This window comes from Pseudomonas sp. NPDC089918, from assembly GCF_050280605.1.
GTDB lineage: Bacteria > Pseudomonadota > Gammaproteobacteria > Pseudomonadales > Pseudomonadaceae > Aquipseudomonas.
Map to the genome: position 1 here is coordinate 96982 of NZ_JBNNVP010000017.1, position 26334 is coordinate 123315.

Genomic DNA, 26334 nt, shown 5'->3' on the forward strand with positions numbered 1-26334 from the left:
AGGCATTGCCCGTTGCTCTCTGCCAACCGCGCTCGCTATGCTGCTGAACCCTTTAATCCATCACGACCCCGGCGTGCCTTAGCCGCTCTTGGGATGTCATGAGAAAACGGATCAGATGCGATGAATGCACCCTTGGATGAGTTCGGCCCGATCAAGGCCGTGATATTCGACATGGACGGCTTGCTGCTGGACACCGAGGGTATTTACACCGAGGTCACGTCCATTATTGCCGGGCGTTATGGCCGGACCTTCGACTGGAGCGTCAAACAGAACATCATCGGTCGTGGCGCGGGTGATCTGGCGCGCTATGTGGTCGAGGCGCTGGACCTGCCAATTACAGCCGAAGAGTTTCTGGTGATCCGCGAACCGCTGATGCGCGAGCGTTTTCCGACGGCGCTGGCGATGCCTGGCGCAGAGGAGCTGGTTAGGCACTTGAAGGCCAACAACATTCCTATTGCGGTGGGCACCAGTTCTTCACGTCAGTCGTTCGGCCAGAAAACCACTTTGCACCGCGACTGGTTTGCGCTGTTCGACTTCATCGTCACCGCGGATGACCCGGAAGTGGGTGCGGCCAAACCGGCGCCGGATATCTTCCTGACGGCGGCGCGGCGCCTGGGTGTCGCGCCCGAGGATTGCCTGGTGTTCGAGGATTCGCCGTTCGGTGTCACGGCGGCGAAAGCGGCGGGGATGACAGCGATTGCGATCCCGGATGCGGCGATGGCCGACGAAAAGTACGCACACGCCGATGGCATTCTTCGTACGTTGAAGGCGTTCAAGCCCAGCGCATGTGGCCTGCCGGCACTTGAGTGGGCTTAACACCTATCTGATGTGGGGCTTCTGTGGCGAGGGGGCTTGCCCCCGTTGGGGCGCGAAGCACCCCTGAAACCAGTCAGAGCGGTCTTGAATTAGAAAGCGGTTACCTGTTTTACGACTGCTTCGCAGTCGGACGGGGGCAAGCCCCCTCGCCACAGAAGCCCGCTCCCACAGTGACCTGTATCAGGCGCCGAAACCACCATCGATGGTCAGGCTGGCACCGGTGATGTAGCCGGCTTCGGGGCCAACAAGATAAGCGACGAAGCTGGCGATTTCTTCCACTCTTCCATAACGACCCACGGCCATCAGCGGGATCAGGCTTTCAGCGAAGTCGCCGCTGGCGGGGTTCATGTCGGTGTCGACCGGGCCCGGTTGCACGTTGTTGATGGTGATACCCCGTGGGCCGAGGTCGCGGGCCAGGCCTTTGGTCAAGCCGACCAGCGCCGATTTGCTCATGGCGTACGGGCCACCACCGGCGAAGGGCATGCGCTCGGCATTGGTGCTGCCAATGTTGATGATGCGACCGCCTTCGGTCATATGTTTGGCGGCTTCCTGAGTGGCGATGAACACACTGCGCACATTGATCGCCAGGGTCTGGTCGAAGTCTTCGAGTTTGAAGTCTTCCAGCGGTGCGATGGCCAGAACGCCTGCGTTGTTGACCAGGATGTCCAGGCGACCGAAGGCTTCGACGGTGACCTTAACGGCATTGCGAATCGCGACGGCATCGGCGCTGTCGGCCTTGATGGCCAGGGCTTTGCCACCGGCGCTGGTGATGCTGTTTTGCAACTCTTCGGCTTTGGCGGTAGAGCTGACGTAAGTGAAGGCGACGGTAGCGCCTTCGGCGGCCAGGCGTTTGACGATGGCAGCACCGATGCCGCGTGAACCGCCTTGAATCAGAGCTACTTTACCGCTGAGGTGTTGAGTGGTCATGTCGATCTCCAGAAATTCAAGGCGGGCTGCCTTGTTGTTGGAGTCGAGTATCGGCTTCGCACTACTTCGCGGGTAGACCGTCATTGCTATAGTCTGTGTAAACCAGAAGTTTATAGTGACACTTATGGAAACCTTCAGCAGTATCGAATGCTTCGTGCGTAGCGCCGAAGTTGGCAGCTTCGCCGAAGCGGCGCGGCGCTTGAGCCTGACGCCGGCGGCGGTGGGCAAGAGCGTTGCCAAGCTGGAGGTGCGACTGGGTGTGCGGCTTTTCCAGCGCAGCACGCGCAGCTTGACGCTGACTGAGGCCGGTCAGCTGTTTCTCGGCGAAGTCAGCGCCAGCCTGCATACGATCCAGAATGCCGTGGCCAACCTGGCCAGCGCCGAAGGACGTCCCGCCGGCACATTGAAAGTCAGCATGGGCACAGTGTTCGGGCGCTTGTACATCGTGCCGTTGCTGGGCGAGTTTCTGCGGCGCTTTCCGGCGATCAACCCGGACTGGCATTTCGATAACCGCCAGGTCGACCTGATCGGCCAGGGTTTCGATGCGGCGATTGGTGGCGGATTCGAACTGCCCCAAGGCGTGGTGGCGCGCAAGCTGACGCCGGCCCATCGGGTGTTGGTGGCTTCAGCCGAGTACCTCGCGAAGCACGAGGCGATCGTCGACCCCGACGACCTCAAATACCACGACGGCATCTTGATACGCTCGCCGCAGACGGGGCGCGTGCGTTCCTGGCAGTTGACCAGTCGCGCCCGGCAACACAGCCCGCTGACACTCAAGGCGCGGATGACCATGAGCGATTCGGAAGCCGCCTGCGCCACGGCGGCTCAGGGGTTGGGTATTGCATTGGTGAGCATGCCGTTTGCCGTGGGTTATCTGAATGCGGGGACGTTGCAGCGGGTGTTGCCTGACTGGTACGTCGATGACGGCAACATCTCCATCTATTACGCCGAACACAAACTGCTACCGGGCAAAACCCGGGCGTTTGTCGATTTCATCATTGAGCAGTTTGCGGAGCAGGGGTTGGGGCAGCGGTTCAGTGCGCTTTGAGCTTGGCTTGGGACCGAGGTGTGGCCATCGCGGGCAAGCCACGCTTCCACAGAACGACACAAAACCTGTGGGAGCGAGGCTTGCCCGCGATGAACGATAACGCGGTTTTAGACTGTGATTTTTAAGCCTTGGATTTGCTGATGATGTTCCCGGCATGCAGCCCGCATTCTTTCTGCGTGGCTTCTTCCCACCACCAACGACCTTCGCGCTCATGCTGGTTCGGCAACACCGGACGGGTGCAAGGCTCGCAGCCGATGCTGATGAAACCGCGCTCATGCAGGCTGTTGTACGGCAGCTCCAGCATGCGAATGTAGCCCCAGATCTCTTCGCTGGTCATTTGTGCCAGCGGGTTGAATTTGTACAGAGTGCGTTCCGGGGTAGAAAACGCGGTATCGATTTCCAGTACCGCGACCGCACTGCGGGTGCCCGGGCTCTGGTCCCGACGCTGGCCGGTGGCCCAGGCGGTCACGCCCGAGAGCTTGCGACGCAACGGCTCGATCTTGCGGATGCCGCAGCACTCGCCATGGCCGTCCTTGTAGAAACTGAACAGGCCTTTTTCCTTCACGAAAGGTTCGAGCTTGGTGTAGTCCGGCGATACCACTTCGATATCGATCTTGTAGTGCTCACGCACCTGTTCGATGAAGCGGTAGGTCTCGGGGTGCAAGCGACCGGTGTCGAGGCTGAACACCTTGACGTTCTTGTTCAGCTTCCAGGCCATGTCCACCAGCACCACATCCTCGGCGCCGCTGAAAGATATCCACAGGTCATCGCCGAACTCGGCGAACGCGAGTTTCAGGATGTCCTGAGCGGATTTGTTGGCATAGGTCGTGGCGAGTTCCACGACATCGAACGATGGGCTCATCAGGGCGGCTTCCTACAGGTCGGTGGCGCTGGGCGCTCTATATGCGTCGATGGTAACAAAATCCTGCGGTGGCTGGTGCGCCCTCTGCGTTGCACAGAGGAGGGCGAGTCGCTAGAGTTCGGCAGTCCTTTTGCTCGCTCGACTCAATAAACAGTACAAAATGGGAGTGTCTTGTGGAAATTGCCTGTCTGGATCTTGAAGGTGTGCTGGTCCCGGAAATCTGGATCGCCTTTGCCGAAAAAACCGGGATTGACTCCCTCAGGGCCACCACTCGGGACATTCCCGACTACGACGTGTTGATGAAGCAGCGCTTGCGGATTCTCGACGAGCACGGCCTGAAGCTTTCCGACATTCAGGAAGTGATCGCCACGCTAAAGCCTCTGGAAGGCGCCAGCGAATTCGTCGACTGGCTGCGTGAGCGCTTTCAGGTGGTGATTCTGTCGGACACCTTTTACGAATTCTCCCAGCCGCTGATGCGTCAACTGGGCTTTCCGACCTTGCTTTGCCATCGTCTGATTACCGACGATGCCGGTCGGGTCACGGGCTATCAGTTGCGTCAGAAAGATCCCAAGCGTCAGTCGGTATTGGCGTTCAAGAGCCTCTACTACCGGGTGATCGCGGCGGGGGATTCCTACAATGATACGACGATGCTGGGCGAGGCGGACGCGGGGATTCTGTTCCATGCACCGGACAATGTGATTCGTGAGTTTCCACAGTTCCCGGCGGTGAACAGCTTTGCGGAGTTGAAGCAGGAGTTCATCAAGGCTTCGAATCGGGCGTTGAGTTTGTAAACACAACATTGTGGCGAGGGGGCTTGCCCCCGTTCGGCTGCGAAGCAGTCGTAAACCGGTGCATGCGGTCTATTTGAAAATTCGCGGTGTCGGGTTTTGGGGGCGCTTCGCACCCCAACGGGGGCAAGCCCCCTCGCCACAGAAGCCTGATATCAGAGGTTTTGCAGTGTATCGAGCAGCACCTTCACCTTGGTTATCGATTCCTGATATTCCGCCTGCCAGTCCGAATCCGCGACGATCCCGCCGCCACCCCAGCAGCACACCTGTCCATCCTTGACCAGCAAACTACGGATGGCGATGGAACTGTCCATCTCGCCGCGTACGTCCAGGTACAGCAATGAACCGCAATACAATCCACGACGGGTCGGTTCCAGCTCATCGATGATCTGCATGGCACGAATCTTCGGGGCGCCGGTAATCGAGCCGCCGGGGAAGCTGCCGGCAATCAAGTCCAGCGCATCCTTGTTATCCGCCAGCTCGCCGGTAACGCTGCTCACTAGGTGATGCACGTTCGGATAGCTTTCCAGACTGAACAACTCCGGCACCCGCACCGAGCCGATGCGGCAGGTTCGGCCGAGGTCGTTGCGCAGCAAATCGACGATCATCAGGTTTTCCGCGCGGTCCTTGGGGCTGGCCAGCAGTTCGGCGGCGTTCGCCGCATCTTCAACTGCAGTCAGACCGCGGGGGCGTGTGCCTTTGATCGGGCGGGTTTCGACGTGGCGCTCACTGACTTTGACGAAACGCTCTGGCGACAGGCTCAGCACGGCGTCGCCGTCGGGCAGGCTCTGGAAACCGGAAAAAGGTGTCGGGCACGCCGCCCGCAGCGCGCAGTACGCGGCCCATGGATCGCCCTGGCATTGCGCACGAAAGCGCTGAGCGAAGTTGACCTGATAGCAGTCGCCGGCCTGAATGTACTGCTGAATGCGTTCGAAGGCTTGTCGATAGTCGTCGGCGCTCAGGTCGGCACTCATCGGGCCGTCGAGTTTGAAAGGCTCGGTTTTCTGAGGTGCAGGTTGCGTGAACAGTTCGAGCAGCCGCTGTCGCTCGCTGTCGATCAGCGCCGGGTGGAACACCAGTTGGCTGGTGGCCAAGTGGTGATCGCTGATCAGGGCCCAGTCGTACAGTCCAAAACGTGCGTCAGGCAATTGCAGGTCGTCCCGCGCCTGGCTCGGCAGGTTTTCCAGATGCCGGCCGAAGTCATAGCTCAGATAACCGATCAGGCCACCGGCGAAAGGCAGGTCGAAAGGAACAGTGGCTTTACCGAGTCGCTTCAGAGTGTCGCGAAGGCGTTGCAGGAAATGGCTGCCGCTTTCATCCGGTAACACAGCCAGTTGTTCCAGCGGCCAGGCGCTGAGCAGGTCATAACGCCCACGCTCGGCGCTCGGCCGGCCGCTGTCGAGCAGCACGGCACCGGGGGCATGACGAATCGCCGCGAAGTATTCGGCGGGGTTGGCGCGATAGGGCAGCGGATGTACGGAGCAGGTCAGCATGGGCGGGGCAGATCAGCCATCGAGGCGGGGGAGCGATTGTAGTCCTCTGCGGGATTTGCTCCTAGAGGGGATGTCGGGGATTGGTAGATTGGCGACAAGGTTGAGGGCTGTTGATCGTTCCCACGCTCCGCGTGGTAATGCCGCCACGGACGCTCTGCGTCTGCCTGTGACGCGGAGCGTCACGGGATGCATTCCCACGCGGAGCGTGGGAACGATCAGTGTAAGGGATCAGCCCTCAACCGCTGGAATATGCCCAAACATTTCCTGAACGAACTCAACGCGTTCCTGCACCGTTTCGGTTATCCCGCGCGCTTTCAATTCTTCCAGTCGCGCTTCGACTGCGTGGGTACGCAACGTCAACCCGCAGTCGTTGGCGATCTGAATGTTCAACCCGGGCCGGGCGTTAAGCTCAAGAATCAACGGCCCTTTTTCCTGGTCGAGCACCATGTCGACACCGATGTAGCCCAACCCGCACAGCTCATAGCAGCCGGCCGCGAGCTTCATGAAACCGTCCCAGTAGGGCAGTTGCACGCCGTCCACGGCGTTGGTGGTGTCCGGGTGTTTGTTAATGATGTTGTTCAGCCAGGTACCGCGCAATGTCAGGCCGGTGGCCAGATCGACACCGACGCCGATGGCGCCCTGGTGCAGGTTGGCCTTGCCGCCGGACTGGCGAGTCGGCAGGCGCAACATGGCCATCACCGGATAGCCCATCAGCACGATGATGCGAATGTCCGGCACACCTTCATAGCTGATGCTTTTGAAGATCTGGTCCGGGGTCACGCGGTATTCGATCAGCGCGCGGTCACGGTGACCGCCGAGCGAGTACAGGCCGGTCAGGATGCTGGAAACCTGATGCTCGATTTCCTCGTGACTGATGATCTTGCCCGACACCGTGCGATAGCGACCCTCGAAGCGGTCGGCGATCACCAGAATGCCATCCCCGCCGGCGCCCTGGGCCGGTTTGACCACGAAATCGGTACGCCCGCCGATGATCTCGCCGAGGTTGTCGATTTCTTTCTCGGTGGAGATCACGCCGTACAGCTCCGGCACATGAATGCCGGCGGCGATGGCGCGCTCCTTGGTGATGATCTTGTCATCGACGATCGGGTACAGGCTGCGCTTGTTGTACTTGAGCACGTAGTCTGCGTTGCGCCGATTGATCCCCATGATGCCCCGGGCCTCAAGGGCTTTCCAGGTCTTCCAGAGACCGAACATCAGGCGTCAACCTTCTTCAGGAAAGCCTTGAAACGCACCAGCTCGGTCAGGCGGTAACCGCGATAGCGACCCATGGCCAGCATGAAGCCCACCAGAATCAGCAGGATCGCCGGGAAGGTGAACACGAAGTACACCAGCTCAGGCACGCTCATGATCAGGTGCGCCAAAGAGGCGGCGAACAGGGTACCGATCGCCACTTTCATGGCATGGCCGCCCCCGCGCTCTTCCCAGGTGATCGACAGGCGTTCGATGGTCATGGTCAGAATCACCATCGGGAACAGCGCCACCGACAAGCCGCGTTCCAGGCCGAGTTTGTGGCTGAACAGGCTGATCGCCGCGATCAGCACCACCACGAAGGTCAGCACCACCGATAGCCTCGGCAGCATTTGCAGCTTCAAGTGTTCAAGGTAGGAGCGCAGCGACAGCCCCAGCGCCGTAATGATCGTAAACAGCACAATACCAAAGCCGAGTTGGGTTTCCCGGAAGGCGAGGGCGATCAGCACCGGGGTAAAGGTGCCGAGTGTCTGAATGCCGATCAGGTTGCGCAGAATCAGGATCACCAGCACGCCGATCGGGATCATCACCATGATCATGAACGTCTGCTGGGTTTGCAGCGGCAAGCCGTACAGCGAGTATTCGAGGAAGTTGGCGTCGGAGTTTTCGTCGGTCAGCTTGGCCAGGCGAATGGCGTTCATTTCGCTGTTGTTCAGGCTGAAGGTGACGGTGGCTTTTTTGCCGCCATCGACGGTGATCAGGTTTTCATCGCCGGTCCACCACTGCAAGCGGTCGGTGGGCAGGCCCTGTTCGCCGGTTTCCGGGTTGAAGTACAGCCAGTCGGTGCCGTTGAAGCTGCGCAACCAGAGTTCAGGCATCTGTGGTTGATCGGCCACCAGGCGGATGGTGTGGACCTTTTCGATCGGCACGTGGGCGATGGACAGTACCAGCTCGACGATTCTGGCTTTGTTCGCGGTGGACGGATCGCCGCCCAGCAGCAGTTTCACGTTGTCGTCGTTGAGGTTATTGACGCGCTTGATGGCTTCGCCGATGAAGGTTTCGACGTCGGCCGAGTGTTGGCGGATCGGCGCGAGCAGGGCTTCGGCGGCGATTTTTTCCGGGCCTTCGACGGCAATGCTGTCGCGGAAGGTCGGGCCTTTGACCTTGGATTTTTCGCCGCTGTAGCGCTTGGTCAGCACCAGTCGGTAATAAAGGGTCTGGTTGCCCTTGGCCCGACGCGCCGACCAGGTGACTTTGCGGTTGCCATCGACACGGTTCACCGCCACGCCGTAATTATTGGAAATGAAACTCTCGTTGAGGCTCACGTAGTCGCGGCTCAGCGGTGGCACGAACATCTGAATCTTGATCGGGTCTTTGGCATTGGCGACGAACTCGACCTTGGCGTCGATGTTCCACAAGTCGTCGGTAGCGTCTTCGGTCACCGGAATTCCGAGCACGAAAATCTGATAGGCCGTAACTGAAATGCCCAGCACCACCAGGATGGCGATCAGCAGTTTCAGATGGAGGGTAAGAGCGCGCATTGGAATTACTCTGCGGTATGTGCGTCGGTGGCGCAGGCGGGTTTGCCAGCAGCGTATTTAAGACTGGGGTCGACCAGCGCATCGAAGCGTTTGAGCGCTTCGGAGCCGATCAGGAGCGGGTATTGGAAGGCACTGCGGTCGGTCAAGTTCACTTCGATGCTGCGTAAAGCCGAACCCATGCAGATATCCAGCTCGATGACCGGACGGGCGGTGTACTTTTTGCCTTCTTCCGGGTCGTAGTCACCGGCCCGGCGCTTGATCTTGCTGACACGGGCCAGCGGTCGTTCGATCGGGTGCGAATGCGCGGCGTCGATAGCCAGATAGAAGCGCACCCAGGATTCGCCATTGCGTTTGAAACGTTTGATGTCGCGGGCACTCAGCGAAGCGGTTTTCGCCCCGGTGTCGAGTTTGGCGGCGACTTCCAGATTGATGCCGTCCAGCGAAGCGTACTCATTGAGGCCGTACACAGTCTTTTCCCCTGCCGCGGCGAAACCTGGCAGGCCAAAAAGACAAAGGAATGTGGTGAAGGGCTTGAGTCTCATAAATCCTGGTGCGCAGCGGTCCGTTCTTCAATTCAAGGCCCTGGCATTGCTGCACAAGCTCCCTCGTATGCCTATCCGTTTTTTATGACAGGCAATGCAGATGACAAGCAAATGCGGGCGGCATTCTAGCACGGTGGGTTTATGGCGCCAGCGCTGGCCGACGGCTATAACTTGAGGTGTTGCTTCCTTATGGTGCAGGGTGGTTATTAGACGATTGTCGACAATATCGAATTATCCTTTGACGTGACCGGCCATATTCGCTAGTTTTTGCGGCATTGGTTTTCAAGGTGTCGACAATATGCTGGATCAACTCGATCCCCCGGTCACGATTCAGGACGACTCGGAAACACTTTCCGAAAACGTCTTCCGACGCATTCAGGCGGCCATCGTCAAAGGCGAGATCGCCCCGGGGAGCAAGATCTCCGAGCCGGAGCTGGCGCGCACCTACGGCATTAGCCGCGGGCCGCTGCGTGAGGCGATTCACCGTCTGGAAGGCCAGCGCCTGCTGGTTCGCGTGCCGCACGTCGGCGCGCGGGTGGTGTCGCTGAGCCACGCCGAACTGCTGGAACTCTACGAAATTCGCGAATCCCTGGAAGGCATGGCGTGCCGTCTGGCGGCTGAACGCATGACGGTCGAAGAAATCGACGAACTGCGCCGGGTGCTCGAAACCCACGAGCGCGATGCGGCGTTTCAGGCCGGTGTCGGTTACTACCAGCAGGAAGGCGATTTCGACTTTCATTACCGGATCATCCAGGGCAGCGGCAACCGCACCCTGACCCAGATGCTGTGCGGTGAGCTCTATCAGCTGGTGCGCATGTACCGCATCCAGTTTTCCACCACGCCCAATCGGCCGCGCCAGGCGTTTGCCGAACACCACCGAATTCTCGATGCCATCGCCGACCGTGACGGTGAATTGGCCGAGCTGTTGATGCGCCGTCACATCGGCGCCTCCAAACGTAATATCGCCCGTCACTACCAGGACGGCGCTAACCCGACAGCCACTGAACGAGGTGAGTCATGAGTTCCAACAAGAGCACTCCAGGCCAGCGTTTCCGCGATGCGGTCGCCAGCGAACATCCGCTGCAAGTGGTCGGCACGATCAACGCCAACCACGCACTGCTGGCCAAACGCGCCGGTTTCAAGGCTATTTACCTGTCGGGTGGCGGGGTAGCTGCCGGCTCCCTCGGCGTGCCGGACCTGGGGATTACCGGTCTGGATGACGTGCTGACCGACGTGCGTCGCATCACTGACGTCTGCGACTTGCCACTGTTGGTGGACGTGGACACCGGTTTCGGTTCTTCGGCGTTCAACGTCGCCCGTACCGTGAAGTCGATGATCAAGTTCGGCGCGGCGGCGATTCACATCGAAGACCAGGTCGGCGCCAAGCGCTGCGGTCACCGTCCTAATAAAGAGATCGTCTCGCAGCAGGAAATGGTCGACCGCATCAAAGCGGCCGTTGATGCCCGCACCGATGACAGCTTCGTGATCATGGCCCGCACTGATGCGCTGGCGGTGGAAGGTCTTGAATCTGCGCTGGATCGCGCCGCGGCGTGCATCGAGGCCGGTGCCGACATGGTGTTCCCGGAAGCGATCACCGAGCTTGAGATGTACAAGCTGTTTGCCAGCCGCGTGAAAGCGCCGATCCTGGCCAACATCACCGAATTCGGCGCGACACCGCTGTACACCACCGAGCAGCTTGCTGCCGTCGACGTGTCCCTTGTGCTGTATCCGTTGTCGGCGTTCCGTGCCATGAACAAAGCCGCGGAAAACGTCTACACCGCGATCCGCCGTGACGGCACGCAACAGAACGTGATCGACACCATGCAGACGCGTATGGAGCTTTACGATCGCATCGATTACCACACCTTCGAGCAGAAGCTCGATGCGTTGTTTGCAGCGAAGAAGTAAAGAACAAAAGATCAAAAGATCGCAGCCTCGTTTCACTCGACAGCTCCTACAGGGCTGTTGTCGAACGGGGTCAATGTAGGAGCTGTCGAGCGAAGCGAGGCTGCGATCTTTCGGCATCACAAAGAACCTGATGAAACACAATTTGCCGATTCCCTGACAAATTCAAGAAAAACTGGAGACAGCAATGGCCGAAGCAAAAGTACTCAGTGGCGCCGGGCTCCGTGGCCAGGTTGCCGGGCAAACCGCACTGTCCACCGTGGGCCAGTCGGGCGCAGGCCTGACCTATCGCGGCTACGACGTTCGCGAACTGGCGGCTGACGCACAATTCGAAGAAGTGGCTTACCTGCTGCTGTACGGCGAACTGCCGACCAAGGCACAACTCGCTGCCTATACCCAAAAACTGAGCAAGCTGCGTGACCTGCCGCAAGCGCTGAAAGAAGTGCTGGAACGCATCCCCGCCGACGCTCATCCGATGGACGTGATGCGCACCGGTTGCTCATTCCTGGGCAACATCGAGCCGGAGCAGGACTTCTCCGAACAGCACGACAAAACCGACCGCCTGTTGGCCGCGTTCCCGGCGATCATGTGCTACTGGTATCGCTTCAGCCACGACGGCAAACGCATCAATTGCGTGACCGACGAAGCCTGCATCGGCGGCCATTTCCTGCACCTGCTGCACGATAAGAAACCGAGCGAGTTGCACGTCAAGGTGATGAACGTTTCGCTGATCCTCTACGCCGAACACGAGTTCAACGCCTCGACCTTCACCGCCCGGGTGTGCGCCTCGACGCTGTCGGATCTGTATTCCTGCATCACGGCGGCCATCGGCTCCCTGCGCGGCCCGCTGCATGGCGGCGCCAACGAAGCGGCGATGGAAATGATCGAGCGCTTTTCGTCGCCGGAAGAGGCGATCAAAGGCACCCTCGGTATGCTTGAGCGCAAGGACAAGATCATGGGCTTCGGCCACGCGATCTATAAGGACAACGATCCGCGCAACGAGGTCATCAAGGCCTGGTCGAAAAAGCTCGCTGACGAAGTGGGTGACACGGTGCTGTTCCCGGTCTCCGAAGCCATCGACAAGACCATGTGGGAACAAAAGAAACTGTTCCCGAACGCCGACTTCTACCATGCGTCGACGTACCACTTCATGGGCATTCCGACCAAGTTGTTCACGCCAATCTTCGTCTGCTCGCGCCTGACCGGCTGGGCTGCACACGTGTTCGAACAACGCGCCAATAACCGCATCATCCGCCCGAGCGCCGAATACGTCGGCGTCGAACAGCGCAAGTTCGTGCCAATCGAACAACGCTGACCGGGGGGGCACTGACGCTGGCTACTGAAGAAACCGGAAACCCTGTGGGAGCGAGCCTGCTCGCGATGACGGACTGACATTCAATATCAATGTCGACTGATACACCGCTATCGCGAGCAGGCTCGCTCCCACAGTGGGTTGTGTTCACTTCGGGAGCAGTGCCAGGCGCCCACCTTTTGAAACCACCGTGACCGAGTCCTGACGATGAACACAAAATTCCGCAAACCGCTGCCCGGCAGCCATCTGGATTATTTCGACGTCCGTGCGGCGGTCGATGCCATTTCGCCTGGCGCCTATGACACCCTGCCGTACACCTCTCGCGTGCTGGCGGAAAACCTCGTGCGTCGCTGCGACCCGGCCACGCTCACTGAATCCCTGAAGCAATTCATCGAGCGCAAGCGCGACCTCGATTTCCCATGGTTCCCGGCCCGCGTGGTGTGCCACGACATTCTTGGCCAGACCGCCCTGGTGGACCTCGCCGGCCTGCGTGACGCCATCGCCCTGCAAGGCGGCGACCCGGCGCAAGTGAACCCGGTAGTGCCGACGCAGTTGATCGTCGACCATTCCCTGGCCGTTGAGCGCGGCGGCTTCGACCCGGAAGCGTTCGAGAAGAACCGCGCCATTGAAGACCGTCGCAACGAAGACCGTTTCCACTTCATCAACTGGACCAAAAAAGCCTTCAAGAACGTCGACGTGATCCCGCCGGGCAACGGGATCATGCACCAGATCAACCTGGAGAAAATGTCGCCGGTGATTCAGGTCCGCGATGGCGTGGCCTTCCCCGATACTTGCGTCGGCACCGACAGTCACACCCCGCACGTCGATGCGCTGGGCGTGATCGCCATTGGTGTTGGTGGTCTGGAAGCGGAAAGCGTGATGCTTGGTCGCGCATCGTGGATGCGTCTGCCGGAAAGCGTCGGCGTCGAATTGACGGGCAAGCTGCAACCGGGCATCACCGCCACCGACATGGTGCTGGCGCTGACCGAGTTCCTGCGTCAGCAAAAAGTCGTCGGCGCGTGGCTGGAGTTCTTCGGCGAAGGCGCCTCCGCGCTGACCCTGGGCGACCGTGCGACCATCTCCAACATGGCCCCGGAATACGGCGCCACCGCCGCGATGTTCTACATCGACCAGCAGACCATCGACTACCTCAAACTCACCGGCCGTGAAGACGAGCAAGTGCAGTTGGTCGAGAACTACGCCAAGACCACGGGCCTGTGGGCTGACAGCTTGAAGAATGCGCAGTACGAGCGCGGGCTGAGCTTCGACTTGTCCTCGGTGGTGCGCAACATGGCCGGCCCGAGCAACCCGCACGCCCGTGTCGCCACGTCCGATCTCGCGGCCCAAGGTATCTCCGGCCAGTGGGACGACGTGCCCGGCCAGATGCCGGATGGCGCGGTGATCATCGCCGCCATCACCAGTTGCACCAACACCAGCAACCCACGCAATGTCATTGCCGCCGGCCTGCTGGCGCGCAACGCCAACAAGCTCGGGCTGACCCGCAAGCCGTGGGTTAAATCCTCGCTGGCGCCGGGTTCGAAAACCGTGGCGCTGTACCTGGACGAAGCCGGCCTGACCACCGAACTGGAGCAACTCGGCTTCGGCGTCGTGGCGTTCGCTTGCACCACCTGCAACGGCATGTCCGGCGCACTTGACCCGGTGATTCAGCAAGAGATCATTGACCGCGATCTGTACGCCACCGCTGTGCTGTCAGGCAACCGCAACTTCGACGGCCGGATTCACCCGTACGCCAAGAACGCGTTCCTCGCTTCGCCGCCATTGGTGGTGGCTTACGCCATCGCCGGCACCATCCGTTTCGACATCGAAAAAGATGTGCTGGGCGTGGTCAATGGCAAGGAAATCCGCCTGAAAGACATCTGGCCGAGCGACGAAGAAATCGACGCGGTGGTCAAGGCCTCGGTGAAACCGGAGCAGTTCCGTCAGGTGTACATCCCGATGTTCGCGATCCACGAAGACACCGGTCCCAAGGTCACGCCGCTGTATGACTGGCGCGAAATGAGCACCTACATTCGTCGTCCGCCGTATTGGGAAGGCGCGCTGGCCGGCGCTCGTCCGCTCAAGGGTATGCGCCCGCTGGCGGTGCTGCCGGACAACATCACCACCGATCACCTGTCGCCTTCCAACGCGATCATGCTCGACAGCGCCGCCGGTGAATACCTGGCGAAAATGGGCCTGCCGGAAGAAGACTTCAACTCCTACGCCACCCACCGCGGCGACCACTTGACTGCGCAGCGCGCGACGTTCGCCAACCCGAAACTGTTCAACGAAATGGTTCAGGAAAACGGCAAGGTCAAGCAGGGTTCCCTGGCGCGGGTCGAGCCGGAAGGCCAGGTCATGCGCATGTGGGAAGCCATCGAAACCTACATGGAGCGCAAGCAGCCGCTGATCATCATCGCCGGTGCCGACTACGGCCAGGGTTCGTCCCGCGACTGGGCAGCCAAAGGTGTGCGTCTGGCGGGTGTGGAAGCGATCGCCGCTGAAGGTTTCGAGCGCATCCACCGCACCAACCTGGTGGGCATGGGCGTGTTGCCGCTGGAGTTCCAGCCGGGCACCGACCGTCACACCCTGGCCATCGATGGCAGCGAAACCTACGACGTGATCGGCGACCGCACCCCGCGTGCGACGCTGACGCTGGTGATCAATCGCAAGAATGGCGAACGCGTCGAAGTGCCGGTGACCTGCCGCCTCGACACCGCTGAAGAAGTGTCGATCTACGAGGCCGGCGGCGTGTTGCAGCGTTTCGCTCAGGACTTCCTTGAAGAATCGGCGGTTGCCGTTTAACACGACGAGCCGCGCGGGGGGTTAAGCCCCGCGCTGGCCGATAAGGATCTATATGGCTCACACACCCCAGATCAAGATTCCTGCTACCTACATGCGCGGCGGCACTAGCAAAGGCGTGTTCTTCAGCCTGAAAGACCTGCCCGAAGCGGCACAAATCCCAGGGCCGGCTCGCGATGCGTTGTTGCTGCGCGTGATCGGTAGCCCCGACCCTTACGACAAGCAAATCGACGGCATGGGCGGTGCGACCTCCAGCACCAGCAAAACCGTAATCCTGTCGAAAAGCCTCAAGGCCGACCATGACGTCGATTACCTGTTCGGTCAGGTGTCCATCGACAAGCCTTTCGTTGATTGGAGCGGCAACTGCGGCAACCTCTCGGCTGCGGTCGGTTCGTTCGCCATCAGCAATGGCCTGGTGGACGCCAGCCGCATCCCGCATAACGGTGTGGCAGAGGTGCGCGTATGGCAGGCCAACATCGGCAAGACCATCATCGCCCATGTGCCGATCACCAACGGTGAAGTGCAGGAAACCGGCGATTTCGAACTCGACGGGGTGACCTTTCCGGCGGCCGAAGTGCAGCTCGAATTCATCGACCCGGCGGCGGAAGAAGAGGGTGAAGGGGGGTCGATGTTCCCCACCGGCAATCTGGTGGATGACCTCGAAGTGCCGGGCGTCGGTACGCTCAAGGCGACCCTGATCAACGCTGGCATCCCGACTATTTTCATCAATGCCGAAGACATCGGTTACACCGGTACCGAATTGCAGGGCGCGATCAACGGCGACCTGAAGGCCCTGGCGATGTTCGAAACCATCCGCGCTTACGGCGCGCTGCGCATGGGGCTGATTCAGCATCTGGACGAAGCGGCCAAGCGTCAGCACACACCGAAGGTGGCGTTCGTCGCCAAACCGGCGGATTACATTGCGTCCAGCGGCAAGGCGATTGCGGCAACCGACGTCGACCTGCTGGTGCGTGCGCTGTCCATGGGCAAACTGCACCACGCGATGATGGGCACGGCAGCGGTGGCCATCGGCACGGCAGCGGCGATTTCCGGCACGTTGGTCAACCTGGCGGCAGGCGGTATCGAACGCAACGCTGTGCGCTTCGGTCATCCCTCAGGCACCTTGCGCGTGGGGGCCGAGGCCAGCCAGGTTAACGGTGAATGGACTGTGAAAAAAGCCATCATGAGCCGCAGTGCGCGGGTGTTGATGGAAGGTTACGTCCGTGTGCCGGGGGATTCTTTCTAACCCCAATCCAGACATACACACAAAACCCTGTGGGAGCGAGCCTGCTCGCGATGAGGCCATAACATTCAACATCTATGTTGCCAGTCGCACCGCCATCGCGAGCAGGCTCGCTCCCACAGTTGACTGCATTTCAATAACAAGAATGGCGTCACCAACTAAGATTGATCCTGAACCGAGGTCCCATCAGCGAACCACTGACCGAGTGAATCGAACATGAGCGCCAACGTCGACCTGAACAACCGCCCCGACTACGACACGGTCCTGCAGGACATCGCTGACTACGTCCTCAACTTCAAAATCGAATCTCCGGAAGCGCTGGATACCGCCCGCAACTGTCTGATGGACACCCTCGGCTGCGGTCTGCTGGCCCTGCGTTTTCCCGAATGCACCAAACACCTGGGCCCCATCGTCGAAGGCACGGTCGTTCCCTTCGGTGCTCGCGTGCCGGGCACCAGTTACCGTCTCGATCCGGTCAAAGCGGCGTGGGACATCGGTTGCATCGTTCGCTGGCTCGATTACAACGACACCTGGCTCGCCGCCGAATGGGGTCATCCGTCCGATAACCTCGGTGCCATTCTCGCGGTGGCTGACCACCTGTCGCAAAAACGCCTGGCCAATGGCGATGCACCGCTGACCATTCGTGTGGTGTTGGAAGTGATGATCATGGCGCATGAGATTCAAGGCGTGATTGCGCTGGAAAATTCCTTCAATCGTGTCGGTATCGATCACGTCATCCTGGTGAAAGTCGCCTCGACCGCTGTCGCCGCCAAGCTCATGGGCGCCAATCGCGAGCAACTGCTGTCGGCGTTGTCCCATGCCTTTGCCGACGGCCAGGCGCTGCGCACTTACCGGCATGCACCCAATGCCGGGTCGCGTAAATCCTGGGCAGCGGGGGATGCGTCCAGTCGTGGCGTGCGTCTGGCGGACATTGCGATGCGTGGGGAGATGGGTATTCCCGGTGTGCTGACCGCCAAACAATGGGGTTTCTACGACGTGTTGTTCAGCCACTCCAACAACGACCTGGCGCTCAAGCCTGAAGACAAACGTGCCTTCAGCTTCTCCCGGCCGTTCGGCAGCTACGTGATGGAAAACGTGCTGTTCAAGATCAGCTTTCCCGCCGAGTTTCACGCGCAAACTGCCTGCGAGGCCGCCGTCACCTTGCACCCCTTGGTCAGGAATCGCCTGCACGAAATCGACAGGATCGTCATCACCACCCACGAATCGGCGATCCGTATCATCTCCAAGGTCGGCCCGCTGGCCAACGCCGCGGACCGCGACCACTGCATCCAGTACATGATCGCCGTACCCTTGGTGTTCGGTAATCTGGTGGCCGAGCAATATGAAGACGATTTCCACGCCGTGCATCCGATCATCGACGTGCTGCGCGACAAAATGGTCATCGTCGAAGACCCGCGTTTCACCCGCGAATACCTGGAGCCGGATAAACGCTCCATCGCCAATGCGGTGCAGGTGTTCTTCAAGGACGGCTCCAGCACCGAGAACGTGGTGGTGGAATACCCGATCGGCCATCGCCGTCGCCGCATCGATGGTATTCCGTTGCTGGAAGACAAGTTCAAAGCCAATCTGGCTACGCGCTTCACGGCTCAGCGCAGTGCCGAGATTTTTGCGTTGTGCAAGGACCAGGCTGCGCTTGAAGCGACTCCGGTGAACCGGTTTGTGGATTTGTTTGTGATCTAGGAGACCGAGTTATCGTTCTTCGCGAGCAAGCCCGCTCCCACATTTGATCTTCAGCGAACACAGACTTTGTGTACGACACAGATCAAATGTGGGAGCGGGCTTGCTCGCGAAGGCGGCCTGACAGGCGCGGAAGAACTACTTGAACCGCCGCTCCACACCTTTCTCCACCAGAATCTTCGCCGAAATCTCTTCCACGGAGAAATGCGTGGAATTGATGTGGGCAATGTTCTCGCGGCGAAACAGATTCTCCACCTCGCGCACTTCGAATTCGCACTGTGCGTAGCTCGAATAGCGGCTGTTGGGTTTGCGCTCATTGCGGATGGCTGTAAGCCGGTCCGGGTCAATGGTCAGGCCGAACAGCTTGTGATGATGGGCGCGCAGGGCGGTTGGCAGTTGCAGGCGCTCCATGTCGTCTTCGGTCAACGGGTAATTGGCCGCGCGGATGCCGAATTGCATGGCCATGTACAAACACGTCGGGGTTTTACCACAGCGCGACACACCCACTAGTATCAGGTCAGCTTTGTCGTAATAGTGGGTGCGGGCGCCATCGTCATTGTCGAGGGCGAAGTTCACCGCCTCGATGCGCTCCATGTAATTGGAGTTGCCGCCGATGGAGTGGGATTTGCCGACGGTGTAGGAAGAATGCTCGGTCAGTTCCTGTTCCAGTGGCGCCAGGAAGGTCGAGAAAATGTCGATCATGAAACCATTCGAGGTCGCGAGGATCTCACGAATGTCCTGATTGACAATGGTGTCGAAAATAATCGGACGAAAACCATCGTTTTCGGCGGCTTTGTTGATTTGTTGTACCATGGCCCGCGCTTTATCCGCGTTGTCGATGTAGGGCCGCGTGATTTTGCTGAAGGTAATGTTTTCGAACTGCGCCAACAGGCTTTGACCTAGGGTTTCGGCCGTAATGCCCGTGCCATCGGAGATAAAGAAAGCAGATCGTTTCATTTGCACCTTGGGCCTTAAGCTAGTAACGATTCTTGGATATAGTAGGCGCGATTTGTCGGCCGCCAGTGGCCAGCATTCTCACTTATTTTCCAGGTCCAGGCCATACAGCCGGCAAATGCTCCCCCGAGTCGCCGGCTTCTGAGCTTTTCCAACACAGTTAGTGGAGAGATCACCTTGGTAGAGTACGTAGTTTCCCTCGATAAGCTCGGCGTCCATGATGTAGAGCATGTGGGGGGCAAGAACGCATCCCTGGGCGAGATGATCAGTAACCTTGCAGGTGCCGGTGTATCGGTGCCCGGTGGCTTCGCCACGACAGCTCAGGCGTATCGTGATTTCCTGGAACTGAGCGGTCTGAACGATCAGATCCACGCAGCCCTCGACGCGCTGGATGTCGACGATGTCAACGCCCTGGCCAAAACCGGCGCCCAGATCCGTCAATGGATCATGGAAGCCGAATTCCCCGAGAAGCTCAACGCCGAGATCCGCACTGCGTTCGCCACGCTGTCGGCCGGCAACCCTGACATGGCCGTTGCCGTGCGCTCTTCCGCTACCGCCGAAGACTTGCCGGACGCTTCCTTTGCTGGCCAGCAGGAAACCTTCCTGAACATCCGTGGTGTCGAAAACGTTATTCGCGCCGCCAAAGAGGTGTTCGCTTCCCTGTTCAACGACCGTGCGATTTCCTACCGCGTCCACCAGGGCTTCGACCACAAGCTGGTTGCCCTGTCGGCCGGTGTGCAGCGCATGGTCCGCTCCGAAACCGGCACTGCCGGCGTGATGTTCACCCTCGATACCGAATCGGGCTTCCGTGACGTGGTGTTCATCACCGGCGCTTACGGCCTGGGTGAAACCGTCGTACAAGGCGCGGTGAACCCGGATGAATTCTATGTCCACAAAGGCACGCTGCAAGCCGGTCGTCCGGCCATCCTGCGTCGCAACCTGGGCAGCAAAGCCATCAAGATGATCTACGGCGAAGTGGCCACGGCTGGTAAATCGGTCAAGACCATCGACGTGGACAAGGCCGATCGTGCACGTTTCTGCCTGAGCGACGCCGAAGTCAGCGAGCTGGCCAAGCAAGCGATGATCATCGAGAAGCACTACAAGTGCCCGATGGACATCGAATGGGCCAAAGACGGCGACGACGGCAAGCTCTACATCGTGCAGGCCCGTCCGGAAACCGTGAAAAGCCGCACCCAGGCCAACGTCATGGAACGTTACCTGCTGAAAGAAACCGGCACTGTGCTGGTGGAAGGTCGCGCTATCGGCCAGCGCATCGGCGCCGGCAAGGTGCGGATCATCAAGGATGTGTCCGAGATGGACAAAGTCCAGCCGGGCGATGTCCTGGTTTCCGACATGACCGACCCGGACTGGGAACCGGTGATGAAGCGTGCCAGTGCCATCGTCACCAACCGTGGTGGTCGTACCTGCCACGCGGCGATCATCGCCCGTGAGCTGGGTATCCCGGCCGTGGTCGGTTGCGGCAACGCTACCCAGCTGTTGAAAGACGGCCAGGGCGTGACCGTTTCCTGCGCTGAAGGCGACACCGGTTACATCTTCGAAGGCGAACTGGGCTTCGACATCAAGAAAAACTCCGTGGATGCCATGCCGGATCTGCCGTTCAAGATCATGATGAACGTTGGTAACCCGGACCGCGCCTTCGACTTCGCGCAGCTGCCGAACGCCGGTGTGGGCCTGGCCCGTCTGGAATTCATCATCAACCGCATGATCGGCGTGCACCCCAAAGCGCTGTTGAACTACGACGGCCTGCCACAAGAAATCAAGGACAGCGTCGACAAGCGCATTGCCGGTTACAACGATCCTGTTGACTTCTACGTCGACAAACTGGTTGAAGGCATCAGCACCCTGGCCGCTGCGTTCACCCCGAAAAAGGTCATCGTGCGTCTGTCGGACTTCAAGTCCAACGAATACGCGAACCTGATCGGCGGCAAACTCTACGAGCCGGAAGAAGAAAACCCGATGCTGGGCTTCCGTGGCGCTTCGCGTTACATCAGCGAATCGTTCCGCGACTGCTTTGAGCTCGAGTGCCGCGCCCTCAAGCGCGTGCGCAACGAGATGGGCCTGACCAACGTTGAAATCATGGTGCCGTTCGTTCGTACCCTCGGCGAAGCCAGCCAAGTGATCGATCTGTTGGCCGAAAATGGCCTGGCTCGCGGCGAGAATGGTCTGCGCATCATCATGATGTGCGAGCTGCCGTCCAACGCGATCCTCGCTGAAGAATTCCTCGAGTTCTTCGACGGCTTCTCCATCGGTTCCAACGACCTGACCCAGCTGACCCTGGGCCTGGACCGTGACTCCGGGATCATCGCGCACCTGTTCGACGAGCGTAATCCTGCGGTCAAGAAGCTGCTGGCCAATGCTATTCAGGCCTGCAACAAGGCCGGCAAGTACATCGGCATTTGCGGTCAGGGTCCTTCGGACCACCCTGATCTGGCCAAATGGCTGATGGAGCAGGGCATCGAAAGCGTTTCGCTGAACCCCGATTCCGTGCTGGAAACCTGGTTCTTCCTGGCTGAAGGTCAAGCTCCGGCCTGATGGTGTGGACGGGCCGCTCTCTGTGGGAGCGAGCCGGCTCGCGATGGTCGTAAACGATAACGCGTACTTGCTGGATAAACGCGTTGTTCTGGCGTCCTTCGCGAGCAGGCTCGCTCCAACACTGGCCGGCTCTTTTAGATATTCAAGTAGGGCGGGCTCCTCTGGATGCCGCCCTTTTTTGTGCAAGAGCATTATGCAAAGCAGCAGCAACCTATTTCCTGTCGCCCTGATCAGCGCCGAACGGCGCGGTGATCTGAGCGAAGACGTCTATCGTTTGAAACCCGGCAACAGCCCCGACGGCACCGTCGAACTGGCTGTGACACGCCTGGGTCTGGCCGATGAGCCGACGGTGCGTGGCGTGCCGGTGATTCTGTTGCACGGCAGCTTTTCCAATCGACGTTTCTGGTTCTCTCCCAAAGGTTTGGGGTTGGGGGCTTATCTGACGCGTCTGGGGTTCGATGTGTGGATTCCGGAAATGCGCGGTCATGGGCTGTCTCAGCGCAATCAGGACTATCGCAAAAACCGCGTCGCCGACTACGCGCGTTACGATTTGCCGGCCATTGGCGCATTCGTTCGCGAGCAAAGCGGCCAGGTCCCACACTGGATCGGTCACTCGCTGGGTGGCATTACGCTGGCGGCGGCGCTGGGTGGAGAATACATCGGCGAGCCTGTCGTCGCGTCTGCCGCGTTCTTCGGTACGCAGGTCAGCCGTACCTATTGGCCGTTGAAGTTTCCACCGGTGGAGTGGAGCGGGCGCTTCATCCTCAAGCGGTTTGCTCAACTGTCAGGTTCACGCCTCAAGCGCGGCCCGGAGGACGAGCCGATTGGCCTGGCCCTGGAAAGCATGCGCTGGTACGGGCTGTTCGGGCGTTTTGGCGATGCCGACAAGGACTGGTGGGCGGGTTTGGCCGAGATTCAGTTACCGGTGTTGGCCGTGAGTGCCGCGGGCGATCATCAGGACCCGACCTGGGCCTGCCGCAAGCTGTTCGATCAGGTCGGCTCCGAGCACAAGCAATTCATCACCCTTGGCCGCGAGCAAGGCTTTGGCGATAATTTCGGTCATGTGGAAATGCTTGTCAGCAAATCTGCGCAAACTGAAGTCTGGCCGTTGGTGGCGCGTTGGCTGGCAGATCAACAGACGCCTTTGCTGGGTGGAAAGCCGGATTTGGCCTCGGCCGTTTGAACCTGATGCTCTAACAAGGGCATTTCGCTCTGAACGGCTTGCGGCTAAGATATGACGCATTAAGCGGTTCTGGTCACTTTTGGTGACTGTTTCGCTCTGCGCGTTTGCGGCCGTTCAGCCTTGGCCCGCGTATGCTGCCTACTCGATTGTCTTCCTTCCTACAGGAGTTTCTCGATGAACCATTACCTCACGCCTGACCTGTGCGATGCCTATCCGGAGCTGGTGCAGGTGCTGGAACCGATGTTCAGCAATTTCGGTGGCCGTGATTCTTTCGGCGGCGAAATCGTGACCATCAAATGTTTCGAAGATAATTCGCTGGTCAAGGAGCAAGTAGCGCTCAAGGGTAACGGTAAAGTGCTGGTGGTCGACGGTGGCGGTTCCCTGCGCCGCGCGCTGTTGGGCGACCTGCTGGCCGAGAAAGCCGCCAGTAACGGTTGGGAAGGGCTGGTGATCTACGGTTGCATTCGCGACGTGGACATCATCGCGCAAACCGATCTGGGGGTTCAAGCCCTGGCCAGTCACCCGATGAAAACCGACCGGCGCGGTGTGGGTGAACTCAATATTGCCGTGACCTTCGCGGGTGTGACCTTCCACCCGGGTCACTATGTTTATGCGGATAACAACGGCGTGATCATTTCGCCAAGCCCGCTGAAGATGCCTGAATAAAGCGCGTTTCATTAAAGGGGTGAGGATGTTCGAGGAAGAAAACGCGCAGTGGGGGCTGGTGCATGCCCTGGTGCTGGACGGTAAAGGCGGTGCGCGTTCGATAGCCCGGACTGAACTCGATGACTTGCAGTTGCAGGCCCATGAAAGCCTGTGGCTGCACTGGGATCGCAGTCATCCGCAAACCCAGACCTGGCTGCGTAAATACAGCGGTCTGAGTGAATTTAGTTGCGACTTGTTGCTGGAAGAGAACACCCGGCCGCGCCTTTTGCCGCTGCCGGACGCCGAGCTGTTGCTGTTTTTGCGCGGGATCAACCTCAATCCAGGTGCCGAGCCGGAAGACATGGTCTCGGTGCGGATCTTCGGTTCGGCCCAGCGCGTGATCTCCCTGCGTCTGCGGCCGTTGCGCGCCACCGATGAGTTGCTGGTGCAACTGACCGAAGGCAAAGGGCCGAAAACCGCCTCCGAACTCATTCTTTATATGGCGCAATACCTGACTAACAAAGTGCAGGATCTGGTCAGCTGCCTCTCGGAAATCGTCGATGAGGAAGAAGAAAAGCTGGATACCGACGAACGGTATACACCTGAGCATGGGGCCGTTTTGCAGATCCGTCGCAGGGCGGCCGCACTGAAACGTTTTCTGGCACCGCAGCGGGATATTTTCGGTCAGTTGACACGAATAAAACTACCGTGGTTCGTCGAAGACGATGGCGATTACTGGAACGAATTGAACAACAGCCTGACCCGTTATCTCGAGGAACTGGAATTGACCCGAGAGCGCGTGGGGCTGGTCCTGGAGGCCGAAGACCGGCGTCTGAGCGTGCGCATGAATCGCACGATGTACCGCTTCGGGATCATCACCGGGATCTTTTTGCCGATGAGTTTTCTGACCGGTCTTTTGGGCATCAACGTCGGCGGTATTCCGTTCTCCACCAGCCCTTATGGCTTCCTGATCGCCTGCTTGCTGGCAGGCTCGGTAGCGCTGGGGCAGTGGTGGCTATTCCGACGTTTGCGCTGGTTCTGATGATGAGTCATGTGACCCGACCAAATTTGACCGCGTCTTTCACAGATATCACGAGAGGTGCGTATGCACGATCCGTTTGAACAGTCTTTGCGTGACATGCTCAAAGCTTCGCCGTCCAGCCGTGACGACGATGCCTGTCTGGGCCGCGTGCTGAAAACCGCCAACCGCCAGGTCGGTGCCGGCGATCTGTTCAGCCTGCTGGGCCGCTGGTTGCCCGCGCTGATGATCGCCCTGAATAACGGATCGGCCCATATCTCGCCGGTTTCCCGTCTTCGTAAACCTACCGCTCGCACTGCTGATAAGGCTGATTGAATATGGAACTTGATCTCTGGACTCAGAGCCTCGTCACTGCAATGACTGCGTTATGGACCAAGGTTGCAAACTTCATTCCGAACCTGTTTGGCGCACTGGTTGTGCTGTTGCTGGGTTTTGTCGTGGCCAAACTGCTGGACACACTGCTCTCCAAATTGCTCGCCAAACTGGGCCTCGATCGCCTGATGGGCGGCACCGGGTTGACCAAATTGCTGTCCCGAGCAGGCCTTCAGGTGCCTATCTCGACGTTGATCGGTAAAATCGTGTATTGGTTTGTTCTGCTGATTTTTCTGGTTTCTGCCGCAGAATCTCTTGGACTTGAGCGAGTTTCGGCTACGCTGGACATGTTGGCGCTGTATTTGCCGAAAGTATTCGGTGCTGCGCTGGTACTGCTGGTGGGGGTCTTGCTGGCGCAACTGGCCAATGGGCTGGTGCGTGGCGCGGCTGAAGGCGTAGGGCTTGATTACGCCGCGGGTCTGGGGCGAATTGCCCAGGGCCTGGTGATCATCATCAGTATTTCGGTTGCGATCAGCCAGTTGGAGGTCAAGACTGACCTGCTCAACCATGTGATCGTGATCGTCTTGATTACCGTTGGTCTGGCGGTTGCGCTGGCCATGGGGTTGGGAAGCCGGGAAATTGCCGGTCAGATTCTTGCGGGAATCTATGTGCGTGAGTTGTATCAGGTTGGGCAACAAGTGCGAGTTGGCGAGGTCGAAGGTCAGATCGAAGAGATCGGCACGGTTAAAACCACCGTGCTGACCGATGAGGGTGAGCTAGTCTCTCTCTCGAATCGGATTCTCTTGGAGCAGCATGTGAGTAGCCGCTAACCCGGCAAATCCTGCTAATGTATGCCGCCGCAAAATGTCCTGAAGGACTGCGGCGGACATTGACCTGACTGTCGGCCAGACTTGTTTTGAATAAAGCTCAATCGCTCTCCACGCGCTACGACCCCCGCGAGCTCTCTGATGAGGAGTTGGTCGCGCGCTCGCATACCGAGCTGTTTCACGTAACGCGCGCTTATGAAGAACTGATGCGGCGTTACCAGCGAACATTATTTAACGTTTGTGCACGGTATCTTGGGAACGATCGTGATGCAGACGATGTCTGTCAGGAAGTGATGTTGAAGGTGCTCTACGGCCTGAAGAACTTCGAGGGGAAATCGAAGTTCAAGACATGGCTATATAGCATCACGTACAACGAGTGCATCACGCAGTATCGGAAAGAACGGCGAAAGCGTCGCTTGATGGACGCTTTGAGTCTGGACCCCCTCGAGGAAGCATCTGAAGAAAAGATGCCGAAACCCGAGGAAAAGGGCGGACTTGATCGCTGGCTGGTGTATGTGAACCCGATCGACCGAGAAATTCTGGTGCTACGATTTGTCGCAGAGCTGGAATTTCAGGAGATCGCAGACATAATGCACATGGGTTTGAGTGCAACAAAAATGCGTTACAAACGCGCTCTA

23 protein-coding genes are annotated in these 26334 nt (G+C 59.2%); 16 read left to right on the top strand and 7 right to left on the bottom strand.

Annotated features, from left to right (window positions below; translation table 11 throughout):
- Window positions 1-120: 120 nt before the first annotated feature.
- A complete protein-coding gene (locus ACQKPC_RS14575) occupies window positions 121-816 on the top strand; it encodes an HAD-IA family hydrolase (RefSeq protein ID WP_007902125.1) in 696 nt (231 codons plus the stop codon).
- 180 nt (window positions 817-996) lie between these two features.
- On the opposite strand, the gene ACQKPC_RS14580 is transcribed toward ACQKPC_RS14575, so the two are convergent.
- Window positions 997-1743: a 3-oxoacyl-ACP reductase family protein gene (locus ACQKPC_RS14580; protein ID WP_427625230.1), complete on the bottom strand. Its 747-nt coding sequence runs from the start codon at window positions 1741-1743 to the stop codon at window positions 997-999.
- Window positions 1744-1867: 124 nt separating this feature from the next.
- Between ACQKPC_RS14580 and ACQKPC_RS14585 the strand changes: the two genes are divergently transcribed.
- Window positions 1868-2791 (top strand): LysR substrate-binding domain-containing protein, encoded by a 924-nt coding sequence (locus ACQKPC_RS14585; RefSeq protein ID WP_427625231.1) that lies wholly within the window; start codon window positions 1868-1870, stop codon window positions 2789-2791.
- 121 nt (window positions 2792-2912) lie between these two features.
- On the opposite strand, the gene ACQKPC_RS14590 is transcribed toward ACQKPC_RS14585, so the two are convergent.
- Window positions 2913-3653 carry a phosphoadenylyl-sulfate reductase gene (locus ACQKPC_RS14590; protein ID WP_008074131.1) on the bottom strand — a complete coding sequence of 247 codons (741 nt, stop codon included), beginning with the start codon at window positions 3651-3653 and terminating at the stop codon, window positions 2913-2915.
- Window positions 3654-3826: 173 nt separating this feature from the next.
- On the opposite strand from ACQKPC_RS14590, the gene thrH reads away from it, so the two are divergent.
- Window positions 3827-4444, top strand: coding sequence for a bifunctional phosphoserine phosphatase/homoserine phosphotransferase ThrH (gene thrH, locus ACQKPC_RS14595; RefSeq protein WP_427625233.1), 618 nt, complete (start codon window positions 3827-3829; stop codon window positions 4442-4444).
- A 152-nt stretch (window positions 4445-4596) separates the two neighbouring features.
- Here thrH and pabB read toward each other — a convergent pair whose 3' ends face one another.
- From pabB to ACQKPC_RS14615, 4 genes are all read right to left on the bottom strand, one after another.
- A complete protein-coding gene (pabB, locus tag ACQKPC_RS14600; protein ID WP_427625234.1) occupies window positions 4597-5934 on the bottom strand; it encodes an aminodeoxychorismate synthase component I in 1338 nt (445 codons plus the stop codon).
- A 228-nt stretch (window positions 5935-6162) separates the two neighbouring features.
- Window positions 6163-7149, bottom strand: a complete 987-nt coding sequence (locus ACQKPC_RS14605; RefSeq protein ID WP_427625235.1) for an alpha-L-glutamate ligase-like protein — start codon at window positions 7147-7149, stop codon at window positions 6163-6165.
- Window positions 7149-8684: an inactive transglutaminase family protein gene (locus tag ACQKPC_RS14610; RefSeq protein ID WP_427625236.1), complete on the bottom strand. Its 1536-nt coding sequence runs from the start codon at window positions 8682-8684 to the stop codon at window positions 7149-7151. The genes ACQKPC_RS14605 and ACQKPC_RS14610 overlap by 1 nt, the downstream gene beginning before the upstream one ends.
- 5 nt (window positions 8685-8689) lie before the next feature.
- Complete coding sequence (locus ACQKPC_RS14615) at window positions 8690-9226, bottom strand: ATP-dependent zinc protease family protein (protein WP_007902103.1); 537 nt, start codon at window positions 9224-9226, stop codon at window positions 8690-8692.
- A 301-nt stretch (window positions 9227-9527) separates the two neighbouring features.
- Here ACQKPC_RS14615 and ACQKPC_RS14620 point away from each other — a divergent pair, with 301 nt between their 5' ends.
- The 6 genes from ACQKPC_RS14620 (at window position 9528) to prpD (ending at window position 18186) form a co-directional block, all read left to right on the top strand.
- Window positions 9528-10247: a GntR family transcriptional regulator gene (locus ACQKPC_RS14620; RefSeq protein ID WP_177319500.1), complete on the top strand. Its 720-nt coding sequence runs from the start codon at window positions 9528-9530 to the stop codon at window positions 10245-10247.
- Window positions 10244-11134, top strand: coding sequence for a methylisocitrate lyase (prpB, locus tag ACQKPC_RS14625; protein ID WP_427625237.1), 891 nt, complete (start codon window positions 10244-10246; stop codon window positions 11132-11134). The genes ACQKPC_RS14620 and prpB overlap by 4 nt, the downstream gene beginning before the upstream one ends.
- A 184-nt stretch (window positions 11135-11318) precedes the next feature.
- Window positions 11319-12446 carry a bifunctional 2-methylcitrate synthase/citrate synthase gene (gene prpC, locus ACQKPC_RS14630; RefSeq protein ID WP_123496385.1) on the top strand — a complete coding sequence of 376 codons (1128 nt, stop codon included), beginning with the start codon at window positions 11319-11321 and terminating at the stop codon, window positions 12444-12446.
- A gap of 204 nt (window positions 12447-12650) precedes the next feature.
- Window positions 12651-15245 (top strand): Fe/S-dependent 2-methylisocitrate dehydratase AcnD, encoded by a 2595-nt coding sequence (gene acnD, locus ACQKPC_RS14635; protein ID WP_427625238.1) that lies wholly within the window; start codon window positions 12651-12653, stop codon window positions 15243-15245.
- A 52-nt stretch (window positions 15246-15297) separates the two neighbouring features.
- Window positions 15298-16488: a 2-methylaconitate cis-trans isomerase PrpF gene (gene prpF / locus ACQKPC_RS14640; RefSeq protein WP_427625239.1), complete on the top strand. Its 1191-nt coding sequence runs from the start codon at window positions 15298-15300 to the stop codon at window positions 16486-16488.
- A 213-nt stretch (window positions 16489-16701) separates the two neighbouring features.
- Window positions 16702-18186: a 2-methylcitrate dehydratase gene (gene prpD, locus ACQKPC_RS14645; protein ID WP_427625240.1), complete on the top strand. Its 1485-nt coding sequence runs from the start codon at window positions 16702-16704 to the stop codon at window positions 18184-18186.
- Between the two features lie 135 nt (window positions 18187-18321).
- Here the strand turns inward: prpD and ppsR are convergent, their stop codons facing one another.
- Window positions 18322-19140, bottom strand: coding sequence for a posphoenolpyruvate synthetase regulatory kinase/phosphorylase PpsR (gene ppsR / locus ACQKPC_RS14650; RefSeq protein ID WP_007902088.1), 819 nt, complete (start codon window positions 19138-19140; stop codon window positions 18322-18324).
- Window positions 19141-19314: 174 nt separating this feature from the next.
- Between ppsR and ppsA the strand changes: the two genes are divergently transcribed.
- The 7 genes from ppsA to sigX form a co-directional block, all read left to right on the top strand.
- Window positions 19315-21690, top strand: coding sequence for a phosphoenolpyruvate synthase (ppsA, locus tag ACQKPC_RS14655; RefSeq protein ID WP_427625242.1), 2376 nt, complete (start codon window positions 19315-19317; stop codon window positions 21688-21690).
- A gap of 193 nt (window positions 21691-21883) precedes the next feature.
- On the top strand, window positions 21884-22873 hold the full coding sequence (locus ACQKPC_RS14660) for an alpha/beta fold hydrolase (RefSeq protein WP_427625244.1): 990 nt from the start codon (window positions 21884-21886) through the stop codon (window positions 22871-22873).
- Between the two features lie 174 nt (window positions 22874-23047).
- On the top strand, window positions 23048-23539 hold the full coding sequence (gene rraA / locus ACQKPC_RS14665) for a ribonuclease E activity regulator RraA (RefSeq protein WP_427625245.1): 492 nt from the start codon (window positions 23048-23050) through the stop codon (window positions 23537-23539).
- Window positions 23540-23564: 25 nt separating this feature from the next.
- Entirely contained in the window at window positions 23565-24560 is a 996-nt protein-coding gene (locus ACQKPC_RS14670; protein ID WP_427625246.1) for a zinc transporter ZntB, read from the top strand.
- Window positions 24561-24623: 63 nt separating this feature from the next.
- A complete protein-coding gene (locus tag ACQKPC_RS14675) occupies window positions 24624-24872 on the top strand; it encodes a hypothetical protein (RefSeq protein WP_007902080.1) in 249 nt (82 codons plus the stop codon).
- A gap of 2 nt (window positions 24873-24874) precedes the next feature.
- Window positions 24875-25699, top strand: coding sequence for a mechanosensitive ion channel family protein (locus tag ACQKPC_RS14680; protein WP_007902078.1), 825 nt, complete (start codon window positions 24875-24877; stop codon window positions 25697-25699).
- 86 nt (window positions 25700-25785) lie between these two features.
- Window positions 25786-26334: RNA polymerase sigma factor SigX (gene sigX / locus ACQKPC_RS14685; protein ID WP_427625247.1), on the top strand; the 549-nt coding region annotated here is incomplete at its 3' end.